25 protein-coding genes are annotated in these 19,075 nt (G+C 64.0%); 14 read left to right on the top strand and 11 right to left on the bottom strand.

What is annotated here, in order from left to right; genetic code table 11:
• The 4 genes from QN413_RS24855 to QN413_RS24840 form a co-directional block, all read right to left on the bottom strand.
• Positions 1-387 (bottom strand): hypothetical protein (locus tag QN413_RS24855; RefSeq protein ID WP_323499284.1); only part of this gene is annotated, 387 nt, incomplete at its 3' end.
• Positions 388-416: 29 nt separating this feature from the next.
• Entirely contained in the window at positions 417-770 is a 354-nt protein-coding gene (locus QN413_RS24850) for a hypothetical protein (RefSeq protein ID WP_323499283.1), read from the bottom strand.
• Complete coding sequence (locus tag QN413_RS24845) at positions 767-1,990, bottom strand: DUF6402 family protein (RefSeq protein ID WP_323499282.1); 1,224 nt, start codon at positions 1,988-1,990, stop codon at positions 767-769. The genes QN413_RS24850 and QN413_RS24845 overlap by 4 nt, the downstream gene beginning before the upstream one ends.
• Before the next feature lie 125 nt (positions 1,991-2,115).
• Complete coding sequence (locus QN413_RS24840; RefSeq protein ID WP_323499281.1) at positions 2,116-2,568, bottom strand: acyl-CoA thioesterase; 453 nt, start codon at positions 2,566-2,568, stop codon at positions 2,116-2,118.
• Positions 2,569-2,730: 162 nt separating this feature from the next.
• Between QN413_RS24840 and QN413_RS24835 the strand changes: the two genes are divergently transcribed.
• Together QN413_RS24835 and QN413_RS24830 are read left to right on the top strand one after the other, a co-directional pair.
• A complete protein-coding gene (locus tag QN413_RS24835; RefSeq protein ID WP_323499287.1) occupies positions 2,731-3,678 on the top strand; it encodes a tripartite tricarboxylate transporter substrate binding protein in 948 nt (315 codons plus the stop codon).
• Between the two features lie 7 nt (positions 3,679-3,685).
• Positions 3,686-5,044, top strand: a complete 1,359-nt coding sequence (locus QN413_RS24830) for an FAD-dependent oxidoreductase (RefSeq protein WP_323499280.1) — start codon at positions 3,686-3,688, stop codon at positions 5,042-5,044.
• 36 nt (positions 5,045-5,080) lie between these two features.
• Here QN413_RS24830 and QN413_RS24825 read toward each other — a convergent pair whose 3' ends face one another.
• The 3 genes from QN413_RS24825 to QN413_RS24815 all read right to left on the bottom strand — a co-directional run bounded on the left by QN413_RS24825 (position 5,081) and on the right by QN413_RS24815 (position 6,658).
• The gene (locus tag QN413_RS24825) at positions 5,081-5,839 is read right to left on the bottom strand and encodes a hypothetical protein (protein WP_323499279.1); all 759 of its coding nucleotides are present in this window, start codon (positions 5,837-5,839) and stop codon (positions 5,081-5,083) included.
• 38 nt (positions 5,840-5,877) lie between these two features.
• Positions 5,878-6,327 carry a hypothetical protein gene (locus QN413_RS24820; RefSeq protein ID WP_323499278.1) on the bottom strand — a complete coding sequence of 150 codons (450 nt, stop codon included), beginning with the start codon at positions 6,325-6,327 and terminating at the stop codon, positions 5,878-5,880.
• A gap of 118 nt (positions 6,328-6,445) precedes the next feature.
• Positions 6,446-6,658: a hypothetical protein gene (locus QN413_RS24815; RefSeq protein WP_187053519.1), complete on the bottom strand. Its 213-nt coding sequence runs from the start codon at positions 6,656-6,658 to the stop codon at positions 6,446-6,448.
• On the opposite strand from QN413_RS24815, the gene QN413_RS24810 reads away from it, so the two are divergent.
• Together QN413_RS24810 and QN413_RS24805 are read left to right on the top strand one after the other, a co-directional pair.
• Positions 6,642-7,319: a hypothetical protein gene (locus QN413_RS24810; RefSeq protein ID WP_323499277.1), complete on the top strand. Its 678-nt coding sequence runs from the start codon at positions 6,642-6,644 to the stop codon at positions 7,317-7,319. The two genes, QN413_RS24815 and QN413_RS24810, sit on opposite strands and share 17 nt — an antisense overlap.
• 67 nt (positions 7,320-7,386) lie before the next feature.
• Entirely contained in the window at positions 7,387-8,406 is a 1,020-nt protein-coding gene (locus tag QN413_RS24805; protein WP_323499276.1) for a DUF3616 domain-containing protein, read from the top strand.
• A 153-nt stretch (positions 8,407-8,559) separates the two neighbouring features.
• Here the strand turns inward: QN413_RS24805 and QN413_RS24800 are convergent, their stop codons facing one another.
• Entirely contained in the window at positions 8,560-8,781 is a 222-nt protein-coding gene (locus tag QN413_RS24800; RefSeq protein WP_323499275.1) for a hypothetical protein, read from the bottom strand.
• A gap of 217 nt (positions 8,782-8,998) precedes the next feature.
• On the opposite strand from QN413_RS24800, the gene QN413_RS24795 reads away from it, so the two are divergent.
• Genes QN413_RS24795 through QN413_RS24785 form a run of 3 tightly spaced genes read left to right on the top strand, consistent with a single transcriptional unit; the run spans position 8,999 to position 10,934 of the window.
• Entirely contained in the window at positions 8,999-9,481 is a 483-nt protein-coding gene (locus QN413_RS24795) for a protein tyrosine phosphatase (RefSeq protein ID WP_323499274.1), read from the top strand.
• A gap of 60 nt (positions 9,482-9,541) precedes the next feature.
• The gene (locus QN413_RS24790; RefSeq protein WP_187053515.1) at positions 9,542-9,727 is read left to right on the top strand and encodes a hypothetical protein; all 186 of its coding nucleotides are present in this window, start codon (positions 9,542-9,544) and stop codon (positions 9,725-9,727) included.
• A gap of 55 nt (positions 9,728-9,782) precedes the next feature.
• On the top strand, positions 9,783-10,934 hold the full coding sequence (locus QN413_RS24785; RefSeq protein ID WP_323499273.1) for a hypothetical protein: 1,152 nt from the start codon (positions 9,783-9,785) through the stop codon (positions 10,932-10,934).
• 95 nt (positions 10,935-11,029) lie between these two features.
• Here the strand turns inward: QN413_RS24785 and phnN are convergent, their stop codons facing one another.
• Genes phnN through phnF form a run of 3 tightly spaced genes read right to left on the bottom strand, consistent with a single transcriptional unit; the run spans position 11,030 to position 13,057 of the window.
• The gene (phnN, locus tag QN413_RS24780; RefSeq protein WP_323499272.1) at positions 11,030-11,572 is read right to left on the bottom strand and encodes a phosphonate metabolism protein/1,5-bisphosphokinase (PRPP-forming) PhnN; all 543 of its coding nucleotides are present in this window, start codon (positions 11,570-11,572) and stop codon (positions 11,030-11,032) included.
• Positions 11,569-12,297: a DUF1045 domain-containing protein gene (locus tag QN413_RS24775; protein WP_323499271.1), complete on the bottom strand. Its 729-nt coding sequence runs from the start codon at positions 12,295-12,297 to the stop codon at positions 11,569-11,571. The genes phnN and QN413_RS24775 overlap by 4 nt, the downstream gene beginning before the upstream one ends.
• Positions 12,290-13,057, bottom strand: coding sequence for a phosphonate metabolism transcriptional regulator PhnF (phnF, locus tag QN413_RS24770; protein WP_323499270.1), 768 nt, complete (start codon positions 13,055-13,057; stop codon positions 12,290-12,292). Before phnF ends, QN413_RS24775 begins: the two co-directional genes overlap by 8 nt.
• 77 nt (positions 13,058-13,134) lie before the next feature.
• Here phnF and phnG point away from each other — a divergent pair, with 77 nt between their 5' ends.
• From phnG to QN413_RS24735, 7 genes are read left to right on the top strand one after another with little or no spacing between them, the layout of a single operon-like run.
• Positions 13,135-13,647 (top strand): phosphonate C-P lyase system protein PhnG, encoded by a 513-nt coding sequence (gene phnG, locus QN413_RS24765; protein WP_323499269.1) that lies wholly within the window; start codon positions 13,135-13,137, stop codon positions 13,645-13,647.
• Complete coding sequence (gene phnH / locus QN413_RS24760) at positions 13,644-14,282, top strand: phosphonate C-P lyase system protein PhnH (protein WP_323499268.1); 639 nt, start codon at positions 13,644-13,646, stop codon at positions 14,280-14,282. The genes phnG and phnH overlap by 4 nt, the downstream gene beginning before the upstream one ends.
• Before the next feature lie 3 nt (positions 14,283-14,285).
• The gene (locus tag QN413_RS24755) at positions 14,286-15,422 is read left to right on the top strand and encodes a carbon-phosphorus lyase complex subunit PhnI (RefSeq protein ID WP_323499267.1); all 1,137 of its coding nucleotides are present in this window, start codon (positions 14,286-14,288) and stop codon (positions 15,420-15,422) included.
• Entirely contained in the window at positions 15,419-16,330 is a 912-nt protein-coding gene (locus tag QN413_RS24750; protein WP_323499266.1) for an alpha-D-ribose 1-methylphosphonate 5-phosphate C-P-lyase PhnJ, read from the top strand. The genes QN413_RS24755 and QN413_RS24750 overlap by 4 nt, the downstream gene beginning before the upstream one ends.
• Complete coding sequence (gene phnK, locus QN413_RS24745; protein ID WP_323499265.1) at positions 16,327-17,124, top strand: phosphonate C-P lyase system protein PhnK; 798 nt, start codon at positions 16,327-16,329, stop codon at positions 17,122-17,124. Before QN413_RS24750 ends, phnK begins: the two co-directional genes overlap by 4 nt.
• Positions 17,121-17,837 (top strand): phosphonate C-P lyase system protein PhnL, encoded by a 717-nt coding sequence (gene phnL, locus QN413_RS24740; protein WP_323499264.1) that lies wholly within the window; start codon positions 17,121-17,123, stop codon positions 17,835-17,837. Before phnK ends, phnL begins: the two co-directional genes overlap by 4 nt.
• Complete coding sequence (locus QN413_RS24735; protein ID WP_323499263.1) at positions 17,834-18,988, top strand: alpha-D-ribose 1-methylphosphonate 5-triphosphate diphosphatase; 1,155 nt, start codon at positions 17,834-17,836, stop codon at positions 18,986-18,988. The genes phnL and QN413_RS24735 overlap by 4 nt, the downstream gene beginning before the upstream one ends.
• The last annotated feature ends 87 nt before the right edge of the window (positions 18,989-19,075 follow it).

Raw genomic sequence — 19,075 nt, 5'->3', positions numbered from 1 at the left:
GTCGTCTTCGTCATCTGCGTTCTCCTTGTCTGAATTGAAACACTCAGCAAGGGGTACGTTTTTCGGGGGCAAGGTCAGATAGATCGGCCCCGTTGCGTCGTAGCGTGAGTAAGAGACATGATCGGCATCCCAAAAGACCCAGTTTGGCTCTGTGCTTTCAAACCATCTGTCAGCCAGCACTTCAGTTTCGCCGTTTCGGCGTAGCTGCACCCAAACCCAGTTCCCTGGGCCGTTACCGTACGCCAAGGTATAGCGACCGTCCGGGGAATTCTCGTACGTCCATTTTTGAACTGATGCGCGGCCTTCAACGCCCAGCCTGTAAGCATTGATATTCCACGCAGCTATCAGCAGGCAAATACCCAAAGCGACCCACTTGAGCCTTTTCATAGCTTCACCGTGATTAGTAGCAAAGACCGTCAAGGCAATCTCGCGAGCCACGTCTCCAACCAAACGGGCGGAAGGTAGATTGGTCCGTCTGCATCGTAGTGCGAGTAGTAGACGCGGTCGCCAAGCCATGCGGATTTGTACGGCTCCTTGCTTTCGAACCATCTGTCGGCAAGCACTTCGTCCCCGCCTTTTTTGCGGAGCCGCACCCAGACCCAGTAGCCCGGTCCATCGCCATATGCAAGCGTGTATTGCCCGTCCGGCGACTCTTCATATGTCCATTTTTTAATGGATGCACGGCCCTCGATCCCCAGCTTGTATGCGTTGACATTCCACCCGACGAGCAACAAACAAATGACTAAGAGAACCCATTTGAACTTCTTCATAGGTTGATCGTGATGGGTCGACGGAGGGTGACCCATATGCGATCCGAGTAGATGATGAAGTCGCCACCGCGGCCGTGCTTCTGCTGCCATGCGCGGAAGTCGCTATTGCGCACAGGGTAGAAAATGTTGTCGGCGCCCTTGCCGATCCTGACCGGTGCGTCTGACAACTGCGCGTTGACGGCCATAGCAGCAGCATGCAGGTGCTGAATGGCGACATGGCTCTTGTTCCAGTGCCCAAGGTACTGAGATACATTGCCCGGCGTGGTCGAGAAGGTGTAGTGATCTTTGACATAGATGGCTACGCGCGTGACGGTGGCGGTGCCGGCCTGCTGATTGAAGGTGGCCTCGGCGATCGTCGCGTAGAAGTTGAAAGCGCCCAGTGCACCGGTCAGGTCATCCGGCACGCCGTTGTTGGACATCTCTTCGTACATCTGAACCGCGATGCGCTCCGACCAACTTGCGTTCACATCGATCAGCTGAAACTGAAACTCCTCGTGGAAGCGCTGAAGATCGCCTTTGCATTCCAGCCAAGGTTGAATCGATTGGCGCGTTTTGTAAGGCGTCAATTTGTTCACCAAGATACCGCGCGCACGAGGGGTCTCGAGCATTAGCGACTCGGTCAATGTATCGAAGGCATTCTTCGCCCTCCGAAATCCGAGTACCCACGCCATCATGATGGTTGCGGTGTCGACCATATTCGGTGGGTACGGGAATCCGCTTTGGTTGATCTCGGCTCTCTCGTCGGCATCGCTCAGCGAGTAATTGAGCTGCCCGCTAAACCATCGCTCCATCAACGTCGCAGACATCGGCATGCCAAGCTTGCGCATGGCGCCCGGAATGTCCTGGATGTCGAAGGGCGGCACCACGGGCCGCTTCGGTGCGGGCGGCGTTGGCGCGACGGCGGGTGCCTTTGACGGCGCGGGCGGCGGGTTCTGGATGGCGTGAACTGCGCTGCCGATGGACGACGCCACCTTGGCGATCGCCAGCACCGTGTTGACGTAAGGGTCGCCAGCGACTTTCTTCGGGACTGTCTTGGTTGCCGGCTGCGGCGCTGCTGGTGTGACAGACGACTGTGAAGGCAGCGATGCCAGCGGCGGCGGCGCTCTGTCGAGCGACAGCGCAACGCCCTCGATCTCGCACCTTTGGCCCATGCACTTCGACCAGGTGCGCAAAAAGTTGGCCGATTGAAGAAACGGCTCTTCCTCGTCTTGAACGATCATGAGTTCTCCCTGAATTTTGTTTGCCGACACTATACGAGCGGCGTTGCAAAGGGGGTGGCTCAGTCGTGCCGGGGCCAAAGGCTGGTGGCAGGCGGAGCGTTTTCCGCCAATCGCATCGCCTGCGGCTAAATCTTCGGACTCGCCGCAGCCCGAGCCGCTTCGAGATACGACCTGGCGCGCTCGGCCAGCGCCGCCTCGCCCGGCGTGCTCGGTGTGAAGGCTTCGACAGGCGTCGGCCGCCCATGCGAATCGACCGATACGAACACCACCAGGCATTCAGTGGTCTTGGTCATCTCGCCGGTCTTCATGTCGCCGCTGCGCACTTCGACCGAGATGTTCATGCTGGTCGTGCCGGTGTAGGCGAGGCGGGCTTCGACCTCGACGAGGTCGCCGATCTTGACGGGGTGTTGAAAGCGGATGCTGCCGATGAAGGCGGTCACGCAGTAGCGCTTGGCCCAGCTGCTGGCACAGGCATAGCCGGCTTCGTCGATCCACTTCATGACGGTGCCGCCGTGCACCTTGCCGCCGAAGTTGACGGTGTTGGGTTCGGCAAGAAAACGCAGGGTTATGGAGGACATGGGGCCGCCTGTGGGGTGTGCGCCAAGGGCGATGGCGCTGGATAATCGTGGGCATTATTCCCGAGAGCGGACAAGCGCCGGTCTCTTCTTTTTTTCTTCCTCGATATGCATTCAAAACAAAAACTCCTGCCGCGCTTTTCACGGCGCTTTCAGCTCGCGGCCATGGCCGTGGGTTTGTGCACGGTGGTGATCGGCGCTTCGGCGCAGGGCACGCACACGTGGCCCACCAAGCCGATCCGCATCCTTGTTGGCTTCCCGGGAGGATCGACGCCCGACATGGCGGCACGCGCCATCGCCGAGCCGTTGGGCCGTGCACTCGGCCAGCCGGTGATCGTGGAGAACAAGCCGGGCGCGTCGGGCAACATCGCGACCGACCAGGTGGCCAAGGCGACCGACGATCACACGCTCGGCGTGGTCATCAACGGCAACCTCACGTCCGCCAAGATGTTGTATCCGCGCCTGCCGTACGACCCGGCCAAGGACTTCAGCTACATCAGCCTGCTGGCGACTGCACCGTTGGTGTTGATAGCGCCCATGTCGGCACCCGATGGCGCCGCCTTCTTCGATGCCGCTCGCAAGGCCGGCGACACCTGGAACTACGGCTCGGTCGGCACCGGCTCGGTCGGTCATCTGGGCATGGAACTGATGAAGGCGAAGATGCCCGGCCTGATGCCTCAGCACATTCCGTATCAGGGCAACCCGCAGGTCGTGACCGCCATGATGGGCGGGCAGATCCAGATGGCGCTGGTGCCACCGGGCATCGCGCAGCCGCAGGCCAAAGGCGGCAAGCTGAAGGTGATCGGCCTGACCACCAGTGGCCGCAGCGTGCTGATGCCGGAGGCGCCTTCGCTGGCCGATGCCGGCGTCAAGGACTTCCAGCTCGAGGTGTGGACCGCGCTCATCGGACCGGCCAGTCTGTCGAAGGCGGCGCAGGATCGATTGGCGCTCGAGATGCCGAAGATCATGCAGAACCCCGACGTTCGGCGGCTGCTCTTCAACCAGGGCTGGCAGGCGGTCGGCACCTCGGCCGAAGGCCTGAAGACGCGCATCAAGGAAGAGAGCGCGACCATGGCGAAGATCATCGCCGCGCGCGGCATCAAGATCGAATGACCGGCGCATGACGGCACGCACCACCACGCTGGACGAACCCGGCCGCGCGCTTCCAGTCTTCGGTGAGTACGACGTCGTTGTCATCGGTGGCGGGCCCGCTGGGCTGGCCGCTGCGGTGAGTGCGGCAACGCACGGGGCGCTCACCTTGCTGGTCGAGCGTTACGGCTTTCTCGGTGGCATGGGTACGGCGGGTGGCGTCACCAATTTCGCCGGACTTTACGGCCGCAAGGACGGCGAGATGCAGCAACTGGTGCATGGCGTGGTCGACAACCTGATGCAACGCATCGACGCGCTCGGCGGACTCAACAAGCCGCAGGACGGCATGCAGGGCCGCATCCGCGTGCGCTCGTACGACGTGTCGGCATACAAGTGCGCGGCCGACCAGATGCTGCTGTCGGCCGGTGTCGACGTGCTGTTTCATGCGTGGGCCGCTGCGGTCATCAAGGACGATGCGCGCATCGAGGCGCTCGTTGTCGAAACCAAGTCGGGCCGGCAAGCCATTCGCGCCAACATGTTCGTCGACTGCTCCGGCGATGCCGACGTGGCTGCCTTTGCCGGCGTGCCGTTCGAGGTCGGCGACGGTCATGGCAACAGCCTGTTCCCGACGACGATGTTCCGCATCGGCCACGTCGAGTCGGAGCGCGCGCTGGCGGCCATCGGCGAGTTCAAGGCCATCAACGATTTGATGAAAGCAGCGCTGCGCGACGAGCCCGGTCGCTACAAGTTTCCGCGCGAGGGTGCCATCGTGCGGCCGCAGATCAACCCGACCGAATGGCGCGCCAACGTCACCCAAATTCGCAACGAACAAGGCCGCGCGATGAGTGGTGTCGATGCGCGCGAGCTGAGCGCGGGCGAAACCGAAGGCCGGCGCCAGATCGTCGAATATTTTCGCTTCATGCGCGAGAAAGTGCCGGGCTTCGAACACTCGCAGATCGTCGACATCGCGCCGCAGGTCGGCATTCGCGAGACGCGGCGCATCGGCGGCGACTACGCGCTGAGTGGAGAAGACATCCTCTCGTCCGCGCGCTTCGACGACGTGATCGGGCTCAACGCCTGGCCGATGGAACTGCACGGCGACGGTCGCATCGACTGGGGCTTTCCGCGCGATGCCGGCAACGCCAACAACGACTTGCCGTGGCGCATGCTGGTGCCGCAGAAGGTGGATAACTTATTGGTCGCGGGACGTTGCGCATCGATGACGCACGAGGGGCAATCGGCCGCGCGTGCCAGCGGCGGTTGCTTCGTGATGGGGCAGGCTGCAGGGACTGCAGCGGCGAGCGTTGGCAAGGGTCGCGGCACGGTACGCGATGTCGATGTGGCCGCGCTGCAAAAGCAGCTGCGAGCCGACGGCGCGATGTGGGGGTGACTCGGATGAAGTCGGCCGCGCCGTGCTGAAGCTCGCCTAGAAGCGCACCCCCGTCGACAGCCGCGCCATGTTCTGCGGCGTGAAGTTGACCTTCGGGTCCCAAGCGGCGCGCACGAACCAGCGTTGCCAGTCATAGCCGACCGACAGGCCGACGCGACGAATGAACTGGCCGTCGACCGTGCCCTGCTTGGCCAGCAAATCGACAGTCAGCCGCTCGCCGTTGCCCACGCCCTGGCGCCATATCAGGTGCACGTGTTGCTGGTCGGGATTCAGGCGGTTGTCGCGCACCAGCTGCACTTGCAGTGACGTCGCCTCGGACCAGCGATAGCCACCGTAGGCTGTGTACGAATCGTTCGGGTCGAAGTTGAGGTTGGCGTAGCTGCGCAGGTTGGTGCGGCCGAGCCCCGCACCGACGAACCAGCTGTCGCCGGTCTCCACCGCGAGGCTGCCGCCGAAGAAGCCGCCCGATGCCGCCTGCAACGACGGCAGCACGCGCACCGGTCCGAGCGTGATGGTGCGGTCCCAGCCGCCACGCAACTGCGAGAAGTCGAGCACCGGCGAGCGAAACCAGCCGAGCCAGACATTGCCGGATCCATAGTCGTAGCGCAAGTTGACGTCGAGCCCCGGTCCCGCCGGCAAGCCGCCGCCCGACACGCCGTAGTAGCCGACAGTGAGCTTGTAGGGTGTCGGCGCTTCTTGCGCCGCAGCCTGTTGGCAGAGCCCCAGCGGAAGGAGCGCCGCAAGGCAAACGGTTGGGAGAGAGAAACAGAAACAAAAACGAAGAGGGCAGCGCATGCCGCGAATGTACGGCGCCCTCTATGTCATCGAGCTGACTACTTCGCCGGAATCGGAGCCTGTTGGGCTTGAACGTTGGGGCTGGTCGGATTCGACATCGTCGAGATGACGCGGCTGTTGACCCGCGATCCGCCAACCACGTTTTGATCCGGTGCGGCAGCCGTCGCACGGGCCTGCGCATCGACAGCGGCGGGGTCCATCGTGGAGACGAAAGGATCGGCGCCGCGCGAGCCGCGTGTCACGTTCTGGTTGACGGCGTGCGCCGCATCGATGGCTTGCTGCTGCATTTTTGCCGGGTCGGCCGTGGGCGTGAACTTCTCGGCACCGCGTGAGCCGCGCGTCACGTTCTGGTCGGGCGCGCGGGCTGCGGCGATGGCTTCGGCTTCGACCTGGGCGCGGGTGCGGCCGGTGGCGGGTTGGGCTTGGGCGGCGGTCACGGCCAGCACGGCGATGGCCGCAGTAGCGATGTTCGTGTAGAGCTGTTTCATGATCGGTCCTTGTCTTGAGTGGTAGGTGTTAACCCGAATCCAAGGTTAGGCCTCTCACAAGGCAGGCGGATGACACGCGCTGCATCTCGCGGCGCATGCTTTTCTGATGGCAGTCGACTTAGTCGACTTGCTTCTTTGGCCGACCCGACTTCAGCGGTGTCAGCGCATCGAGCGCGGCGCGCAAGGCGGGCGCCGACATGGCTTGCAACGCGTGCAGGCCTGCACGCAGCAACTCACTCTTCTTGGCCGGACGCTTGAACATGACGGCGCGGTCTTTGAGCCTGGCGATCAACGCGTAGTCGTCTTGCGGCATCGTGAAGCTGTCACGCACCAGCTTGTCCTTTTGCTCGGATGTCTTGCGGGTGTCGATGGCTTTGGTAGATGACTTGACCGAGGACTTGGCGTTCGATTTCGTGGACGACTTCGGCGCAACCTCTGAATGCTTTGCGGGCGCTGGCTTCACCGGGACGATCGGGCTGACCTTTTTTGGCGCAGGCTTCTTGATGAGTGAAGAAGCCTTCTTCGCGGCTGGCAATGGCGCGGTCTTCAGCTTTGGGATGGGCTTGGCGATCGGCTTGATGGCCGTCTTTGCGACTGGTTTTGCCGCGGTCTTCGTGACAGGTTTTGTTGATGCCTTAACCGATGCCTTGACCGATGCTTTTGGCGTTGCTTTCGGCGTTGCTTTTGGGGTTGACTTCGGCACCGGCTTCGCGGGCAGCTTTGCTGCAGCCTTGCGCGCGGGTGCGACCGCCTTCTTCGGCGCCGCTTTGCGAGGGGGCGCAACAGCCTTCTTGGCTGCAGGCTTCTTTGGCGTCGCGGCGTCGTCGGGCACGGTGGTCGCAGCGGCGGCGGGTGCAACTACGGCGGTCGCTGATGCATTCGAGGCCTTCGGCGGAGTAGAGGTCGGCCGTGCGCTGGAAGTCGCGATATCGGCGGTTGCGTCAGGGGAAGGCGATGCGGTTGCAATGGGATTTGTCATTGATTTTTCTTAAATGGTGTAAATCATTTATACCATAATTATCGGATTAGTCTGATCTACAACACTTAAGCTTCACTCAAATGATTCGATTCAATGTTCGTTCGATCGCGGCGACCGTCGCGACTCTGCTGGTGCTCTGTTTGGCAACGTGGGGTTCCTTCGTGCAGGCAAGCACATCGAGTGCGTCCGCCGCCATGGAGCGCTACGACGGTATGTGCGAAGCCTCTGCAGCAGTGGCGCTCGACTCGCAGCACTTCGTCGTCGGCGACGACGAGAGCAACGCACTCAACGTCTACCGCATCGGGCAGAGTGCGCCTGCGCGGCCCGCCGTCGACTTGGCAGCGTTCCTCGCCACAGGAGACAAGGCGTCCGACATCGAAGGCGCAACCCGCATCGGCGACACCATCTACTGGATCTCGTCGCACAGCCGGACCTCATCGGGCAAGGCCAGACCTTGGCGGCGCCGGCTGTTCGCCACGCAGGTCGATCTCGGCGTATCACCGCCCACCGTTCGCCCCGTTGGCAAGCCCTATGTCGACCTGATCGAAGACCTCGCTTCGGCACCCGAACTCCAAGGACTCGGTCTCGGCAAAGCGGCCGACATTGCGCCCGAGCAACCGGGTGGTCTGAACATCGAAGGCCTGGCCGACACGGCTGACGGACATTTGCTCGTGGGCTTTCGCAATCCGCTGAAAGACGGCAAGGCGCTGCTGGTCCCCATCACCAATCCTGCTGCGCTGGTGGTCGGCGACGGAGCAAGGCCAGCGTTCGGGCCACCCGCGTTGCTCGACCTGGGAGGCCGAGGCATCCGCAGCATGGAACGCATCGGCGCCGTCTACTGGATCGTCGCCGGACCGACCGGCGATGTCGGCAGCTTCGCGCTGTACGCATGGGATGGTGTGCCGACGCATCCGGCCACGCCCGCACCGGTGGCACTGCCGGCGCAGTTCAGTGCCGAGGCGCTGTTCGCTCTACCCGGCACGGGTCAGGCGATGCTGCTGAGCGATGACGGCACCCTGCGCGTCGAGGGCACACGCTGTGACCAGTTGGACAAAGCGAAGCAGCGCTTCAGAGCGCTGCGCATTCCGTTTCAGAAATAGAAAGCGCTTCGACACTGCACGTCGATGCGTGCGCGCTCGATGTCACAAAACGGTCAGACGATCGTGGCAGCATGAAGAAGTGACAGCCGCGGGCGCTGGTAGGGAATGCGCAAGCACCTCAACCATGAGGCATCCCGATGTTTGCGGCTGTTGCTATCCCCATTGCTCCACAGTGGGCGTGAATTTGGCGAGCCGGGTCGCGCGATCCGCAAAAAGCGGTGCACCGACATATCGCAGTGGCGCCTGGATGTGCGCATCGGCCAGCGACAGATGCCGGACTGCTTCACGCAGCCGGAGCACATCGGCGTCCTGATCCCCATATCTGGCGGACATTTTCTCGAGCAGATGGCTCAAGCGTGCGTTCTCTTTGCTCATTTGAAGCTCCTGTCAGAAAAAGCAGCTGGCAATTGAAGCTTGCACGCCAGTCGCCAACCTCTTCGTTATAGGGCAGAGGCGGATCGTCTGCCGATGGTTTTTGTTTCGAGGCGCAACGCAGCGAGCGAGTCCGCCGCTGCCACTGCTGCAGCGACAGCCGCTGGAAACTGTCACGTCAAGTCGCTAACCTCAAAACAATATGGCAACAGCGGATCAAATGACGGTGGTTTTTGTCTCCAGGCGCAATTCGCTTCGCAGTGTTCTGGCGCAGGCCTGCCTGGAGCATCTGGGCCAAGGCCGTTTTGTGGCGCTGTCTTGTGGAAGACCCGGATATGTCGCAGAGGAAGTGCATCCCGCTGCGCTGGGCGCGCTTGCCGGTGCGAGCATGCAGCCGCCCGCAATGGTTCCGGCCGCGTGGACCCAGCTCCGGTCGCGCGATCTCGCCAAAGCCTCATTCATCATCACGCTGGACACAGAGACACACGGGCACGAGCCATCGTGGCCCGGTCAGCCGGATTCGGCGCTGTGGGAGATGCCGGACGCTGCTGGACAGGATGATCCGGAAGCAGCGGCCTATGGCGCCATTCAGATCATCTATGCGCTCCGGCGCCGAATCGAACTGTTCGTCAACCTGCCGATGGCGAAAGGCGAGCGCGCATCGATTCGAGACGACATCAGAGACATGGGCAGGATGGGCTAGCGCTCGTCGATGCTTTATGCCGCACCGAATCATGTTTCATCAGACATCAGCAGCCCGACCATGACCTCACCTATGTTTAGATTGCGCGTCGATCGCGTTGAGCACGGCAATTTCGTATGGGTGATCACTGAAGTTGGTCCGTTGATAGAAGAGACGGAGCTTGCTTCGTCTCTGAAGGAATACGCGACACCTGGTGATGCGTTGGCCGCGGGCGCCAAGGTGCTGGAGCAGACAAAGGGCGATTAGCCGCACGCCATCGGCCGAGACGTTAAATGTCACAAATGGTATCTAGCATGGGCCGATGAACTTGCCCTGCCCCTCTCGCCGCCGCTTGCTCGGTGGCACCCTCGGCGCCGCAGCGCTGACGCTGTTTTCGACAGACGCCACTGCGCTTGCACCACTCGTTCGACCTCCGGACGTACCTGCGGTTCAGATGACGCAAATCATGGACATGTCGCCGAGCCAGCAAGCGTTGTCGCGCGACTACGCGACAGGATTCCGGCTCGCCTTCGCTGAATCGACTGCCAAGGCGGGACCACGCATCGAGCTCAAATCCATCGAGGTCGATGGATCGGATGCCGCATTGCAAGACGCCATCAAAAAGGTCAAGGCTGACAGCAGCCAGGTGGCCATGATCGGTACGGTGGGCGAAGGCCTGGCGCTGGCGAGTCTGAAGCAGGCGGAGAAGAACGGACTCGAGATTGCCCATGTCGCGCCGTGGCTTGCCGACTCGCGCTTCGACGGCCAAGTCAATCTGTTCGCACTTTTCGCTTCGAGGGAGGATCAGATTCGGTACGTGCTCAAGGGCTTCGCCACCATGGGCGTGTCGGAGTTGGGCATCGTGTATCCGAACGCAGCGCACGAGGCTGCATTGCAGCCGGGGACAGCGCAGATCCTCGAGCGGTTGAAGCTCAAGGCACGAGTGCTCACTGCAACCCAAGAGAGCGATCTCGAATCCTTCGGCAGACACCTCGATGCAAAGGTGCCGTACTTTCTGCTTTTCATGGGCAGCGCGATCGAACTGTCTTTGTTCACGCGCGGGCTCAGCAAGCGGGGAATGCAGCGCTATGTGGTCTGCTTGTCCGACGTCGACGCCAACACCTTCTTGCAACTCGCACCGGGCACGGCCGTGCCGATCGTCTTCACTCGCGTCGTGCCAGACCCGCGTGACGGCAAGGTGGCGGTGGTGCGGGCCTACAAAAGCGCACTTCAGCGCTATTTCGACGAAGACCCTTCACCCACGAGCCTGGCCGGCTACCTCGGCGGCCGCTACGCCGCTTCAGTCGTTGCTTCCGCAGGTTCGACTCCGGGGCGCGCCCGCGTTCTGTCGGAGTTCAAACGGCGTGTTGCGACCAACATCGACGGTTGGCGCTTCGATTTCGCTGCTGACGGACGGGCCAGCAGCTACGTGAGTCAGACCTTGTTGAACAGCAACGGCAGCCTTGTCGGCTGACGCACCACAGCCCATGGCGTGCGACCGCGAAAGTGCGAGATCGCCCCTTTGCGCAATGACGGTCGGCAGGAGTGGCCGAAAGACAAGGTGATACGTCAGCCTCGATGGAAGGCTCTCAAAAACTGCAGCCCCGCGTCTTCCAACGAGCCGTCGTTGTACACCTCGATCGCGCCCGCTGGCGCTTGAAATGCAAGAGCGCGCTCTATGCGCGCTTCGACGGCGGCCGGTGTTTCACGGCCGCGCGCCAGCAGACGCGCCCGCAACGTGTCGACGCTCGCGGTGACATGAATCACCTCGAGCTCCGGAAATCTGATCAGAGCTTGAGACAGGTAGGCACGCGACCCGTTGACGATCACCCGACAGCCCGCGTCGAGCGGCGCCAATTCGACATGTCGAACGCCGTAGCGCAAGCCGTTGGCTTGCCAGTCGAAGGCAAATGCCTGCGCCTCGCACAGCCTCTGAAAAGCTTGTGCATCGACGCTGTGGTGCTGCTCATCGCCCGACTGCACTGGGCGGGTGATCGTGCGGCGTGCCCAATGGACAGACGCCTCCAGAGGAAGATGGTTTCGAAGCCACGCGAGGAGGCTGTCCTTGCCGGCGCCGGAAGGGCCCATGACATAGATCAGCTGCCCCTTCATCGGCCCAACCTCATGTGCTCGACGAGTTCGAAGTCGGCGCCGGGACGCGGCTCGGCAAAGAGCGCGACCGAGTCGAAGCGACAGGCGGGCAATGCGCCGAAGCACTGGGTGGCTGCGGCTTTGATCGCGTCGACGACCTGCGACGGCGTGTCACCCAAGGCGCCCGTGAGCGACATGTGAAAACGAAAAGCGTCCAGCACGAAGGGGTAGCCCCAGCGCAGTAGCAACGCGTCTTCTTGCGGAGTCAACCGTGCTGCCCGCCGACGCTGCAGCTCAACCGGTGACAGCGTTGCAGCCAACGCATGAAGTCCCGTCACGCAAGCCGCTGCGACCGCGTTGATTCCGTCGAGTTGGCCGCAGTCGCCTTCCGGCACAAGGGCGAGAAAATCGTCGAGCTGTTGCACCTTCAACCCGGGCAACGTAAAGCCTTCGAACCCCGCGCACAGGTCATGCAGGCGATCGCGCAGCGCCTTGAATTCCACGCCCGGAGCGAGCGCGAAAGGCGCCTTGAGCGTTGCGTGCCATCCGTAGCGACGCGGCGCGCGGGTCAGGCGCTGTTGCACCAGGCTGCTGACGCCCGGCACGACAGGCTGCGGCAGCGATCGCCCTTGCGCTGCGCAGCGTCCGATCCATCGACTGCCGACTTCCCACCAAATGCTGCTCTCTGCCGGCGCGAAGTACGCGGCATAGCGATGCGCCGTTCCGTGTGACGCTGGATCACTCATCGTGAGCCACTGTGAGGGTGACGCGGTCACCGGCAAACCAAGCCAGCGCATATTCAATGGGCACACCCAGCGGGTCGACGTTGACGCTCTCGACCAGCAGCACCGGCCGGCTCGCCGTTTGTCGAAGGTGCGCTGCCACGATGGCATCGGGCATCTGCGCGGTGATGCGGCTTTCGAGCCGCGTGTAGTCCTTGACGTCATGCGCGGCGAAGCCGGCGGTGATCGATCCGGTCTCGCGCACCACTTCTTCGAGACCGTCGAAGCGGGGCAGCGGAAAGTAGCGTTCGCTGAAGTTCAGTGGCTGACCCTCGGCCTCGCCCAGGACGCGCAGGCACAGCACCGCGCTTCGGGCTGGCACGCGCAACGCACGCGCCTGCGTGGCCGTTGCGCGCACGTTCTTCGCGTCGAGCACGCGCAGTGCGCCGCGCAAACCCGCATGCACCATGTTTTGGTGGTGCCGCGTCCGTTTGGCCAGCACAAGGTCGACTGCGAACTCTTCGACATAGGTACCGCTGCCTTGTGCGGCGCGCAGCAGGCCCTGACTGCACAGGCTCGCGAGCGAGCGCCGGATCGTGTGGCGATTCACGCCGAACTGCTCGGCCAGCGCGTGCTCCGACGGCAGGCGTTGGCCTGGTGGGTAGACCCCGCGCGCGATGGATTCGGCCAGCTCGGCCGCAATTCGGGTCGAGAAGCTTGCACGCGTTGCGGTCGCGGAAAGGGAAGCGGAGGTAGAGGAATTGAAGGCAGTGATGGCTGTCATGAAAACTACACGCCCCGGTCCTAAGCTCGTGGCAGTTGTCCGATTTGTCTATACAACTTTTCCAGAGTAGCACCTTCATGTTTCATGCCTTTGACAGTCATCCGGTCGACCGGCCTGCAGATCGTGCGCAGTGGATGGCCTTGCTGGCGCGTGCCCCGATGGCGCTGCTCGAGCCGGCGCTCGGACCGCATGCGCTTTGCGCGCCACGTTGGCTGCGCCCGCCGGAGACTGGACTGATGATGGTCCAGGGCCGTGTCGGCGGGACCGGAGAGCGCTTCAACCTCGGTGAGGTCACGGTGACCCGCTGCGCGCTGCGGCTGCCTGACCGGCGCTACGAGCAGGCGGCCGTCGGCGTGGCCTATGTGCTGGGTCGCTCGCACCGCCAGGCACAACTGGCCGCGGTGGCCGATGCGCTCCTGCAGGAGCCGGAACAGCAGGCATTGCTCGACGCCAGCTTGCTGGAGCCGGTGCGGGCGCACCTGGCCCGCGAGCGCGCACGTCGTCATGCGCGTGCGCAGACCAGCAAGGTCGAGTTCTTCACCGTGGCGCGTGAAACCGGGTCGGCACGCGACGAGGAGGGCGACGAATGAAGCCGGCCGATCTGCGCGCCATCGGCGCCGGTTTTTCCGATCTCTCGTTTGGCAGCCAGGCCGTGTTTCGCGCTGCGTTGCATGCGCTCTCCTACCCTGGCCGTCCGGTCGACCTTCCGCATGATGCGCAAGTGCCGGCGCATGGACATGCGGCTGCGGCCGCTCTGCTGCTGGCGCTGCTCGACCCGGACTGCAAGCTCTGGCTGTCCCCCTCGCTGGCAGGTACCGATGCAGCCGCGTGGCTGCGCTTTCATTGCGGCTGCGTGGTGGTCGAAGAACCGGCGCAAGCGCAGTTCGCCTGGGTCGCAGCCAGTGACGACATCCCTTCGCTCGCAAGCTTTGCACAAGGCAGCGACACCTATCCCGACCAGTCGACGACTTGCGTGATCGAGGTGTCTGGCCTTGCCGAAAGCGCCGTTGCATCGGGTGAGGCCGGTTGGCGCCTGCAAGGTCCGGGCATCCGCGAGCAGGTGCTGCTGAGAGTCGAAGGCCGTGCGCCGTCGACCGCCGCGACGCTGGTGGCGCAGCGCACGCTCAACTACGCGGCCTTCCCGCGCGGCGTGGACCTTTTTCTCGCGACGGCCCGCCAGATCGTGGGCCTGCCGCGCACCACCCGCATCGAACTGGAGGCTTGAAGCATGTACGTTGCCGTCAAAGGTGGCGAAGCCGCCATCCTCAACAGCTACCGGCTGCTGGCCGAGCAGCGACGCGGCGATACCGCCACGCCAGAGCTCTCGATCCGGCAGATTCGCGAGCAGCTCAAGCTGGCGGTCGATCGCGTGATGACCGAAGGCTCGGTATACGACCCCGAGCTCGCCGCGCTGGCGATCAAGCAGGCCTCGGGCGATCTGGTCGAAGCCATTTTCCTGTTGCGCGCCTACCGCGCGACGTTGCCGCGCCTGGGCAGCAGCGTGCCGCTCGATACGGCGCGGATGGACCTCGATCGGCGCATCTCCGCCACCTTCAAGGACCTGCCCGGCGGCCAGGTGCTGGGCCCGACCTACGACTACACGCAGCGGCTGCTGGATTTTTCGCTGCTCGCGCAAGGGCAGGAAACGCCCGCCGGACTGCCTGCGACAAAGCTGCCTGCGACTGAGGCGAACGAGGCCGCATCGACACCCCGCGTCGTCGATCTGCTGCACCACGAAGGCCTCATCGAAACACGCCCTATGCCGCCAGGCGATCCGGCGCCGGTGGACATCACGCGCGAGCCCTTGCGCTTCCCTGCGGAGCGCGCGAGTCGTCTCCAGAACCTGGCACGCGGCGACGAGGGGTTCCTGCTCGCCATGGCTTATTCCACCCAGCGCGGCTACTCGCACAGTCACCCTTTCGTGGGGGAGATCCGGTTTGGCGGGGTCGCGCTCGAACTCGAGCCCGAGGAACTGGGCTTTGCAATCTCCATAGGCGATCTTGAAATCACAGAGTGCGAGATGGTCAACCAGTTCGCCGGGAGCAAGAGCCAGCCGCCCCAGTTCACGCGCGGCTATGGCCTGGCGTTTGGCCACAGCGAGCGCAAGGCGATGGCCATGAGCCTGGTCGACCGCGCGCTGCGTGCGGAGGAACTGGGCGAGGCGGTCGAGTCGCCGGCCCAGATGCAGGAATTCGTGCTGTCGCACAGCGACAGCCTCGAGGCCTCCGGCTTCGTGCAGCACCTGAAGCTGCCGCACTACGTGGACTTCCAGTCCGAGCTGGCCCTGGTGCGCAAGATGCGCGCCGCCGCCAGCCAGGCGACGAACCAGGCCACGAACCCACCGACCGATAGCGAGCTCCCATGAACCCATCGCTTGTCCCGCAGGATGCCGGGCCGGTTGTCGACGCCTACGCCGACGATGCCGTCGCGCAGAACTTCAACTTCGCCTACCTCGACGAGCGCACCAAACGGATGATTCGCCGTGCCGTGCTCAAGGCCGTTGCCATCCCCGGCTACCAGGTGCCTTTCGGCTCGCGCGAAATGCCGTTGCCGTACGGCTGGGGCACCGGTGGTATCCAGGTCACCGCGGCCGTCATCGGGCCGCGCGACGTTTTGAAGGTCATCGACCAAGGCTCGGACGATACGGTCAACGCCGTCAATATCCGGCGCTTCTTCGAGCGCACTGCGGGTGTTGCGACCACCACGCGCACGCACCAAGCCACGCTGATCCAGACGCGCCACCGCATTCCCGAGGCGCCGCTGGCCGAGGGGCAGGTGCTGGTCTATCAGGTGCCGGTTCCCGAGCCGATGCAGCGACTGGAGCCGCGCGAGAGCACCACCCGAACGCTGCATGCGCTGGCCGAATACGGGCTGATGCATGTGAAGCTCTACGAAGACATTGCTCGCTACGGTCACATCGCCACCACCTACGACTATCCGGTGCTGGTCAATCACCGCTACGTGATGTCACCCTCGCCGATCCCTAAATTCGACAACCCGAAGATGCACATGAACCCTGCATTGCAGCTGTTCGGCGCAGGGCGCGAGAAGCGCATCTACGCCGTGCCTCCGTACACACCGGTCGAGAGCCTGGGCTTCGAAGACCATCCGTTCGAAGTGCAACGCTGGGACATGCCGTGTGCCCTGTGCGGCGCCACCGAAAGTTTTCTCGATGAGGTCATCACCGACGACCGTGGCACGCGCATGCACGTGTGCTCGGACTCGGACTACTGCCAGACGCGCGCAGCGTCTTGCGCAACGGAGGCTGCATGAGCGCCGACCCGACGTCGTGCGCGCCGCCGCCGCTGCTGCGCGTGCGCGGCATCGGCAAGCGCTATGGCGATCGCGTGGCGCTGCAGGACGCGTCGTTCGATCTTTGGCCCGGCGAAGTGCTGGCCGTGGTGGGCGAATCGGGCTCCGGCAAATCGACGCTGCTCAACGCCGTCGCGGCGCGCTGCCTGCCGGACACAGGTAGCGTGCAATTCCTGACGCGCGCAGGGCGTCTGCAGGAAGTGTTCGACATGAGCGAGGCAGAGCAGCGCCTGCTGGCGCGCACCGACTGGGGCTTCGTGCATCAGCATGCACCGGACGGCCTGCGCATGGACGTCTCGGCGGGCGCCAACGTGGGTGAGCGCCTCATGGGGCTCGGCGAGCGGCACTACGGCCGCCTGCGTGCCACCGCGAGCGAGTGGCTCGAGCGCGTGGAGATCGAGCCACGCCGCATCGACGATGCACCGCGCACCTTCTCGGGGGGCATGAGGCAGCGCTTGCAGATCGCGCGCAACCTGGTCACGCAGCCCCGGCTGATGTTCATGGACGAGCCGACCTCCGGCCTCGACGTGTCGGTACAGGCCCGCCTGCTGGACCTGCTCAGGCAGCTGACGCGGCAGATGCAACTCGCCGCGATCATCGTCACGCACGACCTCGCCGTGGCGCGCCTGCTGGCACACCGCATGGTGGTGATGCAGCGCGGCCGCGTGGTCGAGTCAGGGCTCACCGATCAACTCCTGGACGATCCGCAGCATCCCTACACCCAGCTTCTCGTGTCCTCGGTGCTCCAGCCATGAACCACCCGCTTCTCCGAGTCGAGGGGCTGGCCAAGCGGTTCACCCTGCACCATCAGAACCAGCTCGAGTTGGCCGTCTTCGACCGCGTCGACCTCAACGTGAATGCTGGCGAATGCGTGGTGCTCGATGGCGCCTCCGGCCTGGGCAAGAGCACGTTGCTCAAGCTCATCTATGCCAACTACCGCGCCAGCGCGGGCAGCATCCGCGTGCAGCCAGCGCAGGGCGAGGCAGTGGAGGTGACGACCGCTTCCCCGCGCGAGCTGGTCCGCCTGCGGCGCGACACCATCGGCTACGTGAGCCAGTTTTTGCGCGTGATCCCGCGCGTCTCGGCACTGGATGTGGTGGCCGAATCCCTGGCCGAAGACGCGGGCGACGACGCCTGCGCCATCGAGTCGGCACGCGAGCAGGCGCGTGCCTGGCTCACACGGCTGCACATCCCCGAACGCCTCTGGCACCTGCCGCCGGCCACCTTCTCGGGGGGCGAGCAGCAGCGCATCAACATCGCCCGCAACATGATCAAGCCCAAGCCGCTGTTGCTGCTCGACGAGCCGACCGCGGCACTCGATGCAGGCAACACGCGCACCGTCATCGAACTGATTCGCGAGGCGGCGGCGCGGGGCGCGGGAGTGGTCGGCATCTTCCACGACGCGGCGGTCGGCGCGGCGGTCGCCACGCGCCGCATCGACGTCGCAGATTTCAAGGGTCGGTCATGAGCGCCACGATGGTTTTCCGAAACGCCCGCATGGTGCTGGCCAACGAGGTGGTGCGCGGCACGCTCCACGCGGTCGATGGGCGGATCGCCAGTTTCGACACCGGCGACACTGCCCAGGGCGCGCTGGACCTGGAGGGCGACTACCTGCTGCCCGGCTTGGTGGAAGTGCATACCGACAATTTCGAGCGGCACCTGATGCCACGGCCCAAGGTGCATTGGGCAGAAATGCCGGCCTTGCTCGCGCACGATGCCGAAGTGGCATCCGCCGGCATCACCACCGTGTTCGATGCGCTCGGCGTCGGCGAGGCCGACACCGAAAGCCTGCGCGGCAGTACGTGGCACAAGGTGCTGGCGACGATCGACGACTGCGCCACGCGGGACCTGTTGCGCGCGGACCATCATCTGCACGTGCGATGCGAGTTGCCGGCACCCAACACGGTCGAGCTGTTCGAGCCGTTCTGCGGCCACCCGCGGTTGTCGCTGATTTCCCTGATGGACCACACGCCGGGTCAGCGTCAGTGGGAAAACATCGACTTGGCGCGCATCTATTACACGGGCAAGAAGGGCTGGAGCCGCGAGAAGTTCGAGCATCGGGTGGCCGAGGCCGGCGCATTGCAGGAACGCTATGCCGCGCCGCACCGCAAGCACTTCGTCGACTACTGTCGTACGCACGGCATTGCACTGGCGAGCCACGACGACACCACGGTCGCGCACGTCGAACAGGCGCATGCGGATGGCGCCAGCCTGTCGGAGTTTCCGACCACGCTGGTGGCTGCACGTGCCGCACGCGACCGCGGACTGTCTACCGTAATGGGGGGACCCAACGTCGTGCGCGGCGGCTCGCATTCGGGCAACGTGGCCGCATCCGACCTGGCGCGCAACGGACTGCTGGACATCCTCTCGTCCGACTATGTGCCCAGCAGCCTGTTGGGTGCCGCCATGCGCCTGGTGGCCGACGATGTGTTTACGCTGCCGCGTGCCGTGGCGACCGTCACCAGTGCGCCGGCAAAGGCGACAGGCTTGAACGATCGTGGCTCGATCGCGCAGGGGATGCGCGCCGACCTGGTGCAGGTCCGCATGACCGACATGGCGGACGGCACGCAGCACGCCGTGGTGCGCAGCGTCTGGCGAGAAGGCCGCCGCGTGCTTTGACCCGCGGCTGACACACGCGCGTCGTCTAAGTGTCAATGCCACGTCATACCCGTTCACCAGACTCCGGTTGTCTAGACGACTTTAAAG

Source organism: Variovorax sp. LG9.2 (assembly GCF_035018885.1).
Classification (GTDB): domain Bacteria; phylum Pseudomonadota; class Gammaproteobacteria; order Burkholderiales; family Burkholderiaceae_C; genus Variovorax.
The sequence above is the reverse complement of the archived record's forward strand: the minus strand, read 5'-3'. Positions and strand labels throughout refer to the sequence as shown.

Coding starts and splice junctions, on each gene's coding strand:
- QN413_RS24795 (WP_323499274.1), top strand. CDS start 8,999: ATGACGGTGGTTTTTGTCTCCAGGCGCAATTCGCTTCGCAGTGTTCTG.
- QN413_RS24735 (WP_323499263.1), top strand. CDS start 17,834: ATGAGCGCCACGATGGTTTTCCGAAACGCCCGCATGGTGCTGGCCAAC.
- phnG (WP_323499269.1), top strand. CDS start 13,135: ATGTTTCATGCCTTTGACAGTCATCCGGTCGACCGGCCTGCAGATCGT.
- QN413_RS24840 (WP_323499281.1), bottom strand. CDS start 2,568: ATGTCCTCCATAACCCTGCGTTTTCTTGCCGAACCCAACACCGTCAAC.
- phnH (WP_323499268.1), top strand. CDS start 13,644: ATGAAGCCGGCCGATCTGCGCGCCATCGGCGCCGGTTTTTCCGATCTC.
- phnL (WP_323499264.1), top strand. CDS start 17,121: ATGAACCACCCGCTTCTCCGAGTCGAGGGGCTGGCCAAGCGGTTCACC.
- phnF (WP_323499270.1), bottom strand. CDS start 13,057: ATGACAGCCATCACTGCCTTCAATTCCTCTACCTCCGCTTCCCTTTCC.
- QN413_RS24775 (WP_323499271.1), bottom strand. CDS start 12,297: ATGAGTGATCCAGCGTCACACGGAACGGCGCATCGCTATGCCGCGTAC.
- QN413_RS24785 (WP_323499273.1), top strand. CDS start 9,783: ATGAACTTGCCCTGCCCCTCTCGCCGCCGCTTGCTCGGTGGCACCCTC.
- QN413_RS24825 (WP_323499279.1), bottom strand. CDS start 5,839: ATGCGCTGCCCTCTTCGTTTTTGTTTCTGTTTCTCTCTCCCAACCGTT.
- QN413_RS24830 (WP_323499280.1), top strand. CDS start 3,686: ATGACGGCACGCACCACCACGCTGGACGAACCCGGCCGCGCGCTTCCA.
- QN413_RS24850 (WP_323499283.1), bottom strand. CDS start 770: ATGAAGAAGTTCAAATGGGTTCTCTTAGTCATTTGTTTGTTGCTCGTC.
- QN413_RS24805 (WP_323499276.1), top strand. CDS start 7,387: ATGATTCGATTCAATGTTCGTTCGATCGCGGCGACCGTCGCGACTCTG.
- QN413_RS24820 (WP_323499278.1), bottom strand. CDS start 6,327: ATGAAACAGCTCTACACGAACATCGCTACTGCGGCCATCGCCGTGCTG.
- QN413_RS24835 (WP_323499287.1), top strand. CDS start 2,731: ATGGCCGTGGGTTTGTGCACGGTGGTGATCGGCGCTTCGGCGCAGGGC.
- phnN (WP_323499272.1), bottom strand. CDS start 11,572: ATGAAGGGGCAGCTGATCTATGTCATGGGCCCTTCCGGCGCCGGCAAG.
- phnK (WP_323499265.1), top strand. CDS start 16,327: ATGAGCGCCGACCCGACGTCGTGCGCGCCGCCGCCGCTGCTGCGCGTG.
- QN413_RS24800 (WP_323499275.1), bottom strand. CDS start 8,781: ATGAGCAAAGAGAACGCACGCTTGAGCCATCTGCTCGAGAAAATGTCC.
- QN413_RS24790 (WP_187053515.1), top strand. CDS start 9,542: ATGACCTCACCTATGTTTAGATTGCGCGTCGATCGCGTTGAGCACGGC.
- QN413_RS24750 (WP_323499266.1), top strand. CDS start 15,419: ATGAACCCATCGCTTGTCCCGCAGGATGCCGGGCCGGTTGTCGACGCC.
- QN413_RS24845 (WP_323499282.1), bottom strand. CDS start 1,990: ATGATCGTTCAAGACGAGGAAGAGCCGTTTCTTCAATCGGCCAACTTT.
- QN413_RS24755 (WP_323499267.1), top strand. CDS start 14,286: ATGTACGTTGCCGTCAAAGGTGGCGAAGCCGCCATCCTCAACAGCTAC.